Source organism: Microcoleus sp. FACHB-831 (genome assembly GCF_014695585.1).
Lineage (GTDB): Bacteria > Cyanobacteriota > Cyanobacteriia > Cyanobacteriales > FACHB-T130 > FACHB-831.
In genome coordinates, this window is record NZ_JACJON010000067.1 from 98573 (window position 1) to 111986 (window position 13414).

General features: G+C 43.6%; 8 protein-coding genes. 3 read left to right on the plus strand and 5 right to left on the minus strand.

Going from position 1 to position 13414, the window contains the following annotated elements; genetic code table 11:
- Nucleotides 1–89: 89 nt before the first annotated feature.
- From H6F77_RS19200 to H6F77_RS19220, 5 genes are all read right to left on the minus strand, one after another.
- A complete protein-coding gene (locus H6F77_RS19200; RefSeq protein WP_199321423.1) occupies nucleotides 90–2261 on the minus strand; it encodes a DEAD/DEAH box helicase in 2172 nt (723 codons plus the stop codon).
- On the minus strand, nucleotides 2258–3589 hold the full coding sequence (locus H6F77_RS19205) for an ATP-binding protein (RefSeq protein ID WP_190490153.1): 1332 nt from the start codon (nucleotides 3587–3589) through the stop codon (nucleotides 2258–2260). The genes H6F77_RS19200 and H6F77_RS19205 overlap by 4 nt, the downstream gene beginning before the upstream one ends.
- Nucleotides 3590–3834: 245 nt before the next feature.
- On the minus strand, nucleotides 3835–4980 hold the full coding sequence (locus H6F77_RS19210; RefSeq protein ID WP_190490154.1) for a tellurite resistance TerB C-terminal domain-containing protein: 1146 nt from the start codon (nucleotides 4978–4980) through the stop codon (nucleotides 3835–3837).
- Between the two features lie 189 nt (nucleotides 4981–5169).
- Nucleotides 5170–6477, minus strand: coding sequence for an ATP-binding protein (locus tag H6F77_RS19215; RefSeq protein ID WP_190490568.1), 1308 nt, complete (start codon nucleotides 6475–6477; stop codon nucleotides 5170–5172).
- A 50-nt stretch (nucleotides 6478–6527) separates the two neighbouring features.
- Entirely contained in the window at nucleotides 6528–9344 is a 2817-nt protein-coding gene (locus H6F77_RS19220) for a PAS domain-containing protein (protein ID WP_309228880.1), read from the minus strand.
- A gap of 448 nt (nucleotides 9345–9792) precedes the next feature.
- Between H6F77_RS19220 and H6F77_RS19225 the strand changes: the two genes are divergently transcribed.
- The 3 genes from H6F77_RS19225 to H6F77_RS19235 all read left to right on the plus strand — a co-directional run bounded on the left by H6F77_RS19225 (nucleotide 9793) and on the right by H6F77_RS19235 (nucleotide 13413).
- Nucleotides 9793–11259 (plus strand): dihydrolipoyl dehydrogenase family protein, encoded by a 1467-nt coding sequence (locus tag H6F77_RS19225; protein ID WP_190490155.1) that lies wholly within the window; start codon nucleotides 9793–9795, stop codon nucleotides 11257–11259.
- Between the two features lie 47 nt (nucleotides 11260–11306).
- A complete protein-coding gene (locus tag H6F77_RS19230) occupies nucleotides 11307–12146 on the plus strand; it encodes a metallophosphoesterase (RefSeq protein ID WP_190490156.1) in 840 nt (279 codons plus the stop codon).
- Between the two features lie 109 nt (nucleotides 12147–12255).
- Nucleotides 12256–13413, plus strand: coding sequence for a histidinol-phosphate transaminase (locus H6F77_RS19235; RefSeq protein ID WP_190490572.1), 1158 nt, complete (start codon nucleotides 12256–12258; stop codon nucleotides 13411–13413).
- Nucleotide 13414: the final 1 nt, after the last annotated feature.

Sequence of the window (13414 nt, forward strand, 5' to 3'; positions counted from 1 at the left end):
TGCTTAACCATTCATATCTCTGAGCCTTGGGGAGGTATGCAAAAATTTGGTGCTTTGAGAAGTGATTCGGTCAAATCAAAGCCCCAGTTCTACCAGCCTCTAACTAATTTCGCCACCTCCTCAACATCCAGACAATCTAGGGCAAATGCTTTGCGAAGCAGGTTGTTAGGAACAAATTCATCATACTTTTGCAGTTTTGGGGCTTCTTCAGCACTAACTAAATCATCTGCTGTAAGCCTTCTTGCCGCAAAACCAACTATTTCATCTTTAAGTGCATTAAAGTTTTCCTTGCCTAATTTAACATTCAGAAAATATGGAGAACGGCCTCCCATACTTCTGATGTCTAAAGACTCCCTGCACAAGGAATTCAAAAATCTTTCTAGCGTGTTGTAAGCTACAGTACCCATCCAAGGAAAAATACAGCAAGTCTTGCCTTCTAAGGGAATAATATTACTTTTGTCCAATCCAGCAAGTTTAGCCAACTGGCGAGCCGCATTCAGGCGCTTTTTAGCATTACTCTGCAAGTAGGTATATTCAATATCCTCAAAAAGCACTCTTCGCATCCGTTGCAAAATTTTAGTATGAATGGTGATACTGCCCCCATACCAAGAAATATTAGCCGAGCCTTCAGAACGCTTAACAAAAACTGTTTTTGCTTTAAAATCCACATTTAAAACTTCCCAAGTTCTACCTGCCAAAGCAAATTTGTTTCCAGCGGGCGGTGGCTTGATAATACTTCCAATTTCAATATGGTCATCTCTGACGAGATACTCCACATTGTCAGGAAACACAGCATAAAACTGAAACTTCTTCACAAGCTTTTCACCTGTCAAACCTAAGAGCAGTTTGCCCCGGTCAGTTTCCTGAATATGATCGATATCAATTAAATAGCGCAGCAATTGTTTAAAATCTTCTTTAGAGATAGCAGCAAAAGGTGGCAAAGTTAGAACTTGCTGTGCTAAAGCAGCGGGTGAAAGTTCCCCCATAGCTGCCAGAATACTCATTGTTTGGTGGTATAAAAGGCTGAAGGGATACTTAACAGGATGTATTGGCTCAATCCACCGTTCTTCTAAGTAAAGTTGGATAATAGCAATGCACTGCAAAAGTTGCCAAGGAATTTGATCGGGAAGCGGTTCTTCTCCTAATGGCTCATCTTCAGCGCAAATAAAACGCATATCCGCAGCACCGCCACGCCTCCCCGCACGTCCCAATCTTTGCAAGAAGCTGGATACAGAGAATGGTGCTTCTAATTGAATCACGCGATCCAATTGCCCGATATCAATTCCTAATTCAAGCGTCAGCGTTGCAGCGGTGACTGATGCAGTATCAAGTTCGCGCATTTCATACTCAGCGGCTTCTCTTAAATGAGCAGAAATGCTGCCGTGATGGACGTGGTAAATGTCTGGTAATCCTTGGGTTTCGGCGATTTGACGCAGGCTTGATATAACTGATTCTGTTGCAGAGCGATTATTAGCAAAAATTAGGCATTTTTTAAATTTGGTATTGTCGAAGATATACCTAAAGTAAGGATTATTTATGTCGGGTTTATCAGCTTCTGGAATGTAAAAATGTTCTAGAGAAAAGTAAACTTTGCGTTGTCCGCCTTTAAGATCAGGAGTAATGACGGGTTTGCTAGTGCGATCGCTCAACCATTCTTCAGCCAGCGAATAATCGCCAAGCGTAGCCGATAACCCAATTCTACGCGGCGGCGTTTGCACAAATCTCGACAAACGTGCTAACTGGCAAAGAATCTGGCATCCGCGTTCAGAACCCATAAACGCATGGATTTCATCAATAATTACAAACCGCAAATCTCCGAACAGACGTACCAGTTCGGTATTCTTATTAATCAACAGACTTTCTAAAGATTCCGGCGTAATTTGCAGGATACCTTTCGGATTTTTTATTAACTGCTTTTTACGGCTTTGAGAAACATCGCCATGCCAATGGCATACAGGAATATCAGCTTCTTTCAAAAGGTCGTTTAAGCGATCGAATTGGTCATTTATTAACGCTTTTATGGGACTAATATACAGTACGCCGATACTTTTAGACGGGTTTTGATGCAGTAAAGTCAAAACAGGTAAAAAAGCAGCTTCCGTTTTACCAGAAGCTGTTGCCGCCGCCAGCAATAAATGAGCATCAGTGTCAAATATTACCCGACAAGCTTCCACTTGAACTGCTCTTAATTCAGTCCAATTCTGGCTGTAGATGTATTCCTGAATAAATGGCGCTAGCCTGTCGAAAGGCTGTGTAATCATAGTGTAAATTCTGCTAATTCACCGTCTGCATCCACATCGGAATCTTTGCTGGCTGATGTAAGTTTGAAATCAGAACCGTGTATTAATTCGCTCAAAGAAATAGTTGGGTTTTCTCTGAGAATATTTAACACGCTGATAAAGTCGCGTACTACTTCGCGCGGGGTTGCCAATTTATCAGCACCTAGACGACTTGTAATCTCCTGCATGAATTCCTGGAAGTCTTTAGCTTTGAGAGTTTTTTCGTAATTAAAATGAGTGGCGTGAACGTCGGATAAGCGTTTCAAAAGTTCTGTTAATTCTTGAGAAGTTAATGGATCTAACTGGATGGCTGCTCCAGAAGTATCTTGAATTCCCTCTCTAACAAAGCGGCTTTTTGCCAAGCGAGTCCGCCAAGCTTCATCGCTGTAAAGTCCTCGTCGCTTGTCTTCTAAAAATTGAGGAGTTCCTCCTAAGAAAATGCCCAAATTTTCCACACCGCCTTGCATGGTGTCGTTGAACATAGCCAACAACTTGTCGTAATTACTTTGGCGGGAAGCAGCATGAGTAATCTTGAATAAATGAACGGCTTCGTCAAGCAGAACTAGAAGCCCTTTGTAGCCGATATCAGATACAAACTTAGCAAGCAATTTGATGTAGTCATACCAGCTATCATCGTCAATAATGCTGACGCGATCGCCCAAGGCTGACTTAGCCTCAGTCTTAGTAGCAAATTCCCCACGCAACCAACGCAGCGCCGCATCTTTTTTATCGCTATCATCCAATCTATAACCGCGCCAATAACTAATAATTACGTTGGCAAAGTCGAATCCGTGAACTAATCCCTCAATTCCCTCTACTACTTCCCTAATTCTCGATTCCACTCGATCGTCAAAACCTTCATCTTTGGGATTCATGCCGCTATCTTGTGCGACTTGAGTCTGAATTCCAGCAATCCAGCGTTCCAAAATTGGCGGTAGTGCGCCTCCTTCAGGGCGAATTTTAGTAGAAAGATTTTGCATCAACTGACGATAAGTTGCAACCCCTTGACGATTGGTTCCTGCTAATCGGCGTTCGGGGGACAAATCAGCATCAGCAACTACAAAATCTCTTTCCATAGCGTGGTTGCGAATCAGTTGCAGCATAAAACTTTTACCTGAACCGTAACGCCCCACAATAAACCGAAATGCCCCCCCGCCTTCAGCAATGTTATCCAGATCTTGTAATAAAGCTGCGGTTTCTTTTTCGCGCCCTACAGCAACGTGTTCGATACCAACTTTCGGCACAACTCCTGTACCGAGGGCATTTATCAAGCCAGTTGATACTCTTTTAGGAATTTTTAGCTTTGCCATCTGACTCAACTTAATTTATTCGCAGATACTATCAGGTTAACAATTAACAGACCTTTAATATCGATGTCCTGGGGAATGCAATTCGCGGCTATAAAAACCCCCGTTCTCTCAAACTGGAAGTCTGGGGCTATACAAACAAAGTCCGCCTGCGCGGATTAAATTTTCTTAAACCCTTGCTTCGCGGGTTTTGCCTGTATAGCCGCTATTACGAACATCCGCAGGTACTTTAATAACCATTATTTTATCTATGCATAGGTTTGAAGCATCTTTTTGACTGTTGTTATATACTCCTCTGTAATAATAGGAGGCTTTGATGCCGAACCGGGTTCGAGAATCAGATCTCCAATAATATTCATAGCACGTTCGTTTATAGAATCAATCAATAGTTCTGGCATTGTTATATTCTCCTCAGCAATTTTTTTTATCGTTGCCGCTGGATTATCTTCCTCTGCTATAGCTTTGAGTATCTGAATTTCGTATTTATGTAGTTGCTTGATAAATTTATTCAATTCAGGTGGTAAATCTTCTTGTAGCTTTTCCTTGGGTTTCTCTGGTGCAGATATATCCTGAATTAATTTGTCTTTTCCTTTCACTCTTTTGGAAACTTCGTTTGGCATCTCATTCTGCTTACCGCGCACGGATGAGACTTTTACTCGTACTTGGTTGCGTTCTAGTTGCAGCAAGTTTAAGCTAGATTCAATATTTTGCCTTTCAGCCATTATTGAGAGTAGCGATTTATTAAGATCCTCTCTTTCTTGCTTAAGGGTTGCGATGCTGGCCTCTAATGTGGATAATTCAGCTTCTCCTTCGCGTTTTTGTCTTTTAAAATTAGCTATTTCCTGTTCTAGGGCTTCTTTTTCATTTTGTTGCTGTGTAATTTTAGATTGTTTTTTATTCAGTTCTTTTTCTAGGGAATTAAGGCTAGATTCTAGTTTTTGTTTTTCTACTGTTATAGTCGATAGCGATCGCTGCAATTCTGTTTCCCGTCGTCCAAGTAACTGAACTTCGCTTATTAAAGTATGCGATTGTTCTTCTAGTTGATATTTGTAGCCTCCTAAAACTGCTACCTCACGATTCAATACCTCTTTATGGCTATATGTTTCTGCTACTTGGTTTTGTAACTGAATTATTGTTGATTCTAAATAATCTAGTTCGTCTTCTAAATCTATTCTTTCTTCATCAATAAGTTGAATTTCATTTTCTAAAGAATTTATTTGCTGTTTTTGTCTAATGCTTACAACTATAGCCCCTGCATAGGTAGCAGGTACAGTAATTAAACCTGCGAGCAATGCTTGTGTAATGTCTCGGTTGACAAGGAACCCAAGACCGCAGCTTACACTGAAGGCAACTGAACCGAGAAGTATCCGATTGATTACCTTGGCTGATTGCATATTGCTTATTGTTAGCAGAATTAACTTGTTGAAAGATGAGCTGAAGCTAGGCAGGATTTTGATATAGCAGAAGCGATCGCCTGCTTTGCGGCTGGCTTAACTTCTTTTGCTGGCTCTTGCTTAGTCACGAGTCTCCAAGCCTTATTCCACAGTAACGGTTGTTGCTAATTATGTGTTTAATATATGAGCTTATGACCCAAAAAGTGCCAAATCTGCTCGGAGGAAGTCAACAAATTGTCGTGCTGTTCGCCCAGAGCGACCGTTGTGACGAGTTGCCCACTGTAGGGCGCGATAATCTAAATCATCCTCGCTCAGGTTAATTCCCTGTTGCGCTGCGAGATGTCGAACAATGTTTAAGTAGGTATTTTGATCGGCAGATTCAAACGTTAGAGTAAGACCGAAGCGATCGCTAAACGATAATTTCTCCTGAACAGTATCCCACGCATGGACTTCATCACCATCGCGGGGAGCGGGTCTATCTGCAAAAAACTCCCTAATCAAATGTCGTCGATTAGAAGTCGCATACACCACCACATTTTGAGGACGTGCCGTTATATTCCCCTCCAAAACAACTTTTAGCGCCTTAAAAGCATCATCATCTTCCTCAAAAGAAAGATCGTCAACAAATATAATGAACTTTTGGGGTACGCCGCGCAACTTTTCCACAATCTCAGGTAAAGCTTTTAATTCAGATTTAGCAACTTCTATCAGACGCAGTTGGCTGTCTTCATACTGGTTCAACAATCCCTTCACCAAAGAAGATTTACCAGAACCACGACTGCCATAAAGTAATACGTGAAGTGCTGGATAACCTGCTAATAAAAATTCTGTATTTTTCAGCAAAGCATCTCGCTGGGACTCATAGCCGACTAATTCTGTAACTTTCACTGGATCGGCGTGTGGAATGCCAATCATCTGCCCAGATTGCCAGCGAAAAGCGCGATATTCAGCAAATATTCCCGTGCCAAATTGCTGATAGTGAGCGGCTAAATCTTCTAACGCATCTGCCCAACTTTCTAGCGTTGCAAGTTTCTCTCGTATAAACAATTCATTTTCAGATATAGTCTCCGGTTCTTGATGCCAAACAACTGGCATCAGCGGTATTTGGCAAGCTTCTTGCACCCAGCAACTAATCTGGGCAGAAGGGCAATCATAGATACTTTGCAAGGCTTGTAAATCGCGCTGTGCGGCGTCTACTAAAGCTGGGGGCAAATCTGACAACGACGCCTTCTGGGCTTGTTGAGTAAAGGGGTTATCGTCTTTGAGGATTTGGGCGATCAAATACTCTTGCCAGCTTTGATTGCTAGCAGCTTGGGCTTTAAACCAACGCGAGTATGACTCTAGATAACTAAATCCATCGCGATCCGGCTGGCGTAAGGTTTGCAGCAGTTCGAGAAACGCGATGCCTACTTCGCCACTGAGGACAGATTGATAAAGCAACAGTGACGCGGCTTCGCGTTGGAGGGATTGAATTGAAGCAATCGTTGAAGCATCCATTTTAGGTATGGTAGCAGCGATCGCTCCTGCTACACTCAAATATAAATTCCCTAAATCATTTGCCGAATCGGAATTTCAATTACAAACTGCGCTCCTCCACCTGGCGCTGATATACACTCCAACCGACCGCCGTGTTTTTCCACCACAATTTGATAGCTAATCGCCAAACCCAGCCCAGTTCCTTTGCCTATCGGTTTGGTAGTAAAGAAGGGATTAAATAACTGTTGCCTTACTTCCTCTATCATCCCTTTGCCGTTATCTATAATTTTTATAACTACGCGATTTTTGTCTATTGCTTCAGTACAAATCCAAATCTTACTGGGATTTTTCTTAATTTCTTCTAACGAACGTTGATGGTTGTACTCATCTAAAGCATCAATGGCATTAGCCACCAGGTTCATAAACACCTGATTCAACTGTCCCGCATAGCACTCAACTTTGGGTAAGTTACCGTATTCTTTAATCACCTGAATGTTGGGATGATCTGTTTTAGCTTTCAAGCGATTATGCAAAATCATCAGCGTACTATCAATCCCCTCGTGTATGTTAACTTCCTTCATTTCCGCTTCGTCAATCCGCGAGAAGTTACGCAACGAGAGGACAATTTCGCGGATGCGGTCTGCTCCTACCCTCATTGAAGAGAGCAAATTAGGAAAATCTTTTATAAGAAAATCCAGGTCAATTGCTTCCATTTTCGATTGAATTTCTGCTGTGCCAGTAGGGTAATGTTGCTGATATAGTTCCACTAATCCAAGTAAATCTTGGCTGTATTCCCTGACATGAGTGAGATTTCCATATATAAAGTTAACCGGGTTATTAATTTCGTGGGCAATCCCTGCAACAAGTTGTCCTAAACTAGACATTTTTTCACTCTGAATTAGTTGTGATTGAGTGCGTTGCAGTTCTTGCAGAGTATGTTGTAGTTCCTGGTTTTTTTCTTTCAATTGAGCTTCTTTCTCGCGGCGGGCTTCCTCCGCTTGTTTGCGAGCCGTGATATCTAGAACTGTGACACCAATAGCCATCGGTTGGCCGTTTGTTCCAGGTATGGGAAATTGAGAAGTTATCCAGTGAAGTACCGTGCCCGGTTGGCTAGGTAATTCACCGCACGCCTCGATATTTAAAGCCGCTTCGCCTGTCGTCAATACCTGGCGTAACGACTGTTCAATAACTTGTGCAGCATCGGGCAAAATTTCACTAATAGATCTTCCCAAATGTTGTTCGACAGCAACACCATTAATCTGTGCCAGTGCTTCGTTGACTTGCAAGTATCGCATCTGGTCGTCCAAAATTGCAATTCCCACAGGTGCAACAGTCACAAATGAGTTTAAAAGCTGCTCCCGCCGCGCTACTTCTCTTTCTAATGCCTTGCGATCGCTTATGTTCCGCCCAATGCCAATCAACCCTATGGTATTTCCTTGCAGATCGCGCCAAGGACTTTTCGTGACCAGATTCGTTGTAACTGTGCCCATCGACGGTATTATTTCCTCGATAGTCTCAGCTTCACCAGTCCTCATAATTCTCTTGTCGGTTTCGGTCAGGATAATCGCGATCTCAGGAGGCAAAAAGTCGGCATCTTTTTTTCCGATAAGTTCTTCTACTGCATATCCTAAGACGTTGGCGCACGCTGAGTTAACCATCACTAGCTTTCCCTGAAGATCCTTCACAAAAATGGCATCTGGCGTGCTTTCAAGAACCGCGTTCAAAAGGTTATAGCTTGTTTGTAGTGCTTCTTCTATTTGTATACGCTCAGTAATTCGCTGGTGCAATTCTTTGTTAACTTGCTTCAGCTCAATAGTACGCTCTTCTACTCTATTTTCTAAATCTTGGTTAGCCTGTTTAAGCCCTTTTTCTGCACGCTGCCGCTGAATATCTATGGCACCAAGTTTGTTAGCGTTCCACCAAGTTAGAATCGCAAAAATGATAACGTTGAAAACTGCCAGGAGGGACATTCCCACCTCAGTATCATAAGTATTAGAGCGGTAGCCTCCTACGATAAACCACCCTAATATAGGCGGAATAGCGATCGCGCCAGGAAATAAACGCCGAGCCAAAACCCCGCCTGCATTATCCTTGATTACTACAGACATTAAGCCTTGGTTTGGACTGGCAAATAACATTCCCAAACACAGTAGCAAAAAGCACCCTGCTGTATGCAGCGCCATGCGCGTATAAGGGCCAATGCCATAAAAAGATTCAATGCCATAAGCGTAACCAAGCAAACCTACTAAAGCAATTAAAAATGCTACAACAGTTAGGCTCTGGGCGATAATATAGTTTTTGCGATCGCGCCTATTTAGCAGCACTCCAGCACAGCCTAGCAATACGAAGGTTACAGCGGTATTGGGAGCCATCCGGTTGGGAGCAAACGTCCCAACTGCGGTTATTGATTCCTCGAATAAAAGTTGATCGATCCCCAAATTCCAGCCAAAGCAATATTGACTTAATGTGAGCAGACCAATTAGCAGAACAATACTGGCGAAAACTTCAGCCAGACTAAAATTAAAAGCTAAATGTAAAAATAAGGGATTTTTTATTTTGCCTTTTGCCTGCTCAATATCTGAGCGAGCAATGTTATACCTATTTTTGCGGCTGTTTTTACTTTTACCTTCTTTATGCCACAACCACAAAGATAAGCCACTCATAATGAACGCTAAACTTGTGTTTGTTTTCATGCTCACCAGTCCAGGGAAGATGCTTTTAAGGGTGGGAATGTCGAGCATCCACCCCAGCAAAACCACGCAGCCAATTCCAGTTACCGCAATACTGGCTTTTCTAGAAAAAGAATGTAAAGACTTTATTAATTCTGTCTCTACATTCCTAAAAGTTGCAGTTGAATAAATTTGGGCTAGTTGATAATAATTTTCCACTTTCTAACCTTAAAAGATGTTGCGAAGTTTACTTAGTCAAAAAATACTTTGAGCGAGTAGAGCTATTAGAGCTTTTTCTTCTCGCCCACATTGAAGCTGAGTAAATATAATTATTTAATTTATTGTGCTATTGATAACTAACATTCATTTTTGTTCCATCCGTAGTTAGGCAAAAATAGATCTAAAAGCCTTTAATACCAAAATTTATATAAATCATTAAGTGTTGTATTACTGTATACATAGTTACTTAATGTCTTTGCAGCATCAGTATAAATTATTACAAATAGACCAATGCAATAAATACCTGAAGTATCCTCAAAGTCTTGGTGTTTACCAGCCTGCGTGCAATATACCCCTTCCTTGTTCGCCGTTAGGAGTCTGAGAAACACTCGCACCCGATTTCCATCCCAGCTATATATTTAGTATTCCCAGTCAAGGCAGGTGAAATTTGGCAGTTGAATACGATTTAGTAATAATTGGTGGTGGTTCTGCTGGTCTAGTCGTTGCTAGCGCAGCGGCTCAGCTTAAAGCAAAAGTCGCCCTTATAGAACGCGATCGCCTCGGAGGTGACTGTCTCTGGTATGGATGCGTCCCTAGCAAATCTCTTATCCATGCCTCGCGAATCGCTTACGCGGTAGAAGAGTTATTGAATCTTAGCATCGATCGCACCACCCCTAAGATAGATTTTGCAAAAGTCACCAATTACGTCCAGCGCGTAATATCCACAATTCAGCCCAACGACTCCCCAGAACGATTTGAATCATTGGGCGTAGAGGTTATATTTGGCACAGGCAATTTCTTAGACCGCAAAACATTCGCAGTCAACAACCGCCACCTCAAAGCACGCGCCTTCGTCATTGCCACAGGTTCTAGAGCAGCAATTCCTCCCATCCCAGGATTGGCAGAAGCAGGTTATCTCACCAACGAACAAGTATTTTCCTTAACCGAGCAACCTGAATCTCTCGCCGTAATTGGTGGGGGGCCGATTGGCTGCGAGCTGGGGCAAGCATTTTCGCGGCTGGGGTCTAAAGTTACGATCGTTGCCAGTAGCGATCGCCTCTTACCCAAAGAAGACCCCGAAGCCGCTCAAGTAGTCCAAAAGCAATTTGAATCAGAAGGCATCCGCGTTCTCACAAAAACACGAGCCGAGCGAGTTGAATTAGCCAATAAGAAGAAATTTTTGTGGGCTGGTGGCGAGAAAATTGAGGTTGATGAAATCCTTATCGCTGCTGGGCGTCAACCCAACGTCGAATCCCTGAATTTAGATGCCGCTGGCGTACAGACACATCAAAAGGCCGAATCTGGTTATGGCGCATCTTCTCAGGGTAAAACAGGGATTCGCGTCAACGCTAAACTCCAGACAACCAATCCCCGCATCTACGCCTGTGGCGATGTCATCGGTGGCTACCAATTCACCCACGTCGCCAGCTATGAAGCCAGCGTAGTAATTAGAAATGCCCTGTTCTTTCCCTTGAGCAAAGCTAACTATCGGGTGATTCCTTGGGCGACATTCACCGATCCAGAGTTAGCGCGTGTTGGTTTAACCGAACAGCAAGCTAGAGAGCAATACGGCGATGATGTTTACATTTTGAAGCAGGATTTTGCTGATGTTGACCGCGCCCAAGCAGAAGCAGCAACCGCTGGATTTGCCAAAATAATCGTGCGGGGCAATGGTGAAATTTTGGGCGCTCATTTGGTTGGAGCGAGTGCGGGTGAGTTAATTCACGAAATTGTTTTGGCGATGTCCAATGGTCTAAAAGTTTCTGCTCTAAGCGGTATCATTCACATTTACCCGACTCTGGCAGAAGTCAACAGCAAAGCAGCGTTACAACTAACTAAGCAAAAATATGCTAAAAATCAGCTACTTCAGACAACGCTGGAGAAGTTCTTCCGTTTCAGAAGGTCGCTGGGTTAGTGTTTGTTAAGCTGGTATTTCTGATATGGGCAATAGAGGTCAGCTTCATGCAGTGGATATTATCTGGGCCATTGAGTGTAGACAATTTGACGGTTGCGATCGCTAATCTACCGACCGAGTTACAAGGCACAAAGCTAGTACAGATATCGGACTTCCACTACGACGGTCTGCGGCTATCTGAAAAAATGCTAGCTGCCGCGATCGCCGCCAGCAATCAAGCCGAACCCGATTTAGTCTTCTTAACTGGTGACTTTGTAACCGACGACCCAAGTCCGATTCACGACCTGGTATTGCGGCTCAAAAACCTGCAAAGTCGCCTCGGTATCTACGCCGTACTCGGCAACCACGATAATTTTTACCCGGCGGGAGCAGCCGAAATTACCTCAGCTTTGACTAGCATTGGCATTCGCCTCCTGTCTAATGAAATCGCTTATCCCCTTGGTTCGGCATTACCCCTCGTAGGGCTGGCTGATTATTGGTCGCGTGATTTCAACCCCTATCCAGTAATGGATAGCTTGGATGCCGCAACACCCCGCATCGTTTTATCTCATAATCCAGATACGGCAGAAGTTTTGCAGCAATGGCGAGTAGATTTACAACTATCAGGCCATACTCACGGTGGTCAAATTTTGATTCCAGGGTTGCCACCCGCACCCCTTTTGCTTGCAAGGGTGCGGCGGCTTATTCCCAAGCCATTGCGCCGTTGGATACCTTTTATGAAGGAAAATCATGACGTGGTTAAGCATTGGGAATGGGTTAAGGGATTCCATCAGGTAGGCACAAACAAGCTGTATATTAATCGAGGCTTGGGAACCTACCCCCCTGGACGCTTATTTTGTCCGCCCGAAGTCACTGTAATTACTTTGGTAATGGGGAATAGGGAATAAGGGATAGGGGGATAGGGAATGGGGAATAAGAAAAAATACTAATGCCCAGTGCCCAATGTCCGATGCCCAATTACCCATTAGCCATTATCCATTACCCCTTACCACAGTCATGCTTTCTTTCATCAGGTCAGATATCGCCCAACTTACCGCTTATACACCCCATCCGGGTGGGGCTTCAGGGAGTCCCGCCTTGTCTTCAATTGCTATGGATCGGCTGGATACTAATGAGTGTCCCTATGATTTGCCTAGCGAGTTAAAAGAAAAGCTGGCTTGGACTTATCAGCAGCTAATTGAGGCTAATCGATATCCTGATGGAGGACATGAAGCGATTAGGGAAGCGATCGCGGAATATGTCAATGAATCCCTGGATAAGCCACTTACCGCAGCAAACATCTCCGTCGGGAATGGTTCGGATGAACTAATTCGCTCTTTACTGATTGCTACGTGTTTGGGTGGGGAAGGTTCAATTCTCGTTGCCAATCCCACCTTTTCTATGTACGGGATTTTGGCTAAAACATTGGGAATTCCAGTTGTCAGCGTTGGTCGTTCTGAAGCTAATTTTGAAATAGACTTGGCCGCTGCTCAAGCTGCTATTGAGCAAAGCCAGAATCCGCCAATCCGGGTGGTGTTTGTTGTTCACCCCAATTCTCCAACGGCTAACGCCTTAACCGCTAAAGAGTTGGAATGGTTGCGGAGTTTGCCTCAAGAAATTCTGGTTGTCATAGATGAGGCTTATTTTGAATTTAGCCAAACAAGCGTTGCTGGGGAATTAGCGCAGCATCCTAACTGGGTGGTGCTGAGGACGTTTTCCAAGGCATTTCGGTTGGCGGCGCATCGAGTGGGATATGCGATCGCGCACCCAGAACTAATTGCTGCTTTAGAAAAAATCCGCCTTCCGTATAATTTGCCCAGCTTCACTCAAGCTGCGGCTCAATTAGCATTAACTCACCGCAAGCAGTTGCTAGCAGTTATTCCCGAAATTAGGGCTAACCGCGATAAATTAATTCAAGCTTTATCCGGACATCCAGCTTTACAAGTTTGGCCTAGCGACGCCAACTTTATTTATTTGCGGCTGGTAGAGCCTTTCAAAGATGACGCGCTTACCCACTTAGCCCAGAACTTGAAAGCTCAGGGAACCCTAGTGCGCCATATTGCCGGGGGTTTGCGAATTACCGTTGGCAGTGTTGAAGAAAATGCGCGATCGCTCTCACGACTCCAAACACTTCTAGAAGCTAGCCCCTCTGCGTCCCCAATTCCTCTTTCCTAGT

Excerpts from the sequence above, each read along its gene's own strand:
- H6F77_RS19230 (WP_190490156.1), top strand. The coding sequence starts at position 11,307 with ATGCAGTGGATATTATCTGGGCCATTGAGTGTAGACAATTTGACGGTT.
- H6F77_RS19235 (WP_190490572.1), top strand. The coding sequence starts at position 12,256 with ATGCTTTCTTTCATCAGGTCAGATATCGCCCAACTTACCGCTTATACA.
- H6F77_RS19210 (WP_190490154.1), bottom strand. The coding sequence starts at position 4,980 with ATGCAATCAGCCAAGGTAATCAATCGGATACTTCTCGGTTCAGTTGCC.
- H6F77_RS19205 (WP_190490153.1), bottom strand. The coding sequence starts at position 3,589 with ATGGCAAAGCTAAAAATTCCTAAAAGAGTATCAACTGGCTTGATAAAT.
- H6F77_RS19215 (WP_190490568.1), bottom strand. The coding sequence starts at position 6,477 with ATGGATGCTTCAACGATTGCTTCAATTCAATCCCTCCAACGCGAAGCC.
- H6F77_RS19200 (WP_199321423.1), bottom strand. The coding sequence starts at position 2,261 with ATGATTACACAGCCTTTCGACAGGCTAGCGCCATTTATTCAGGAATAC.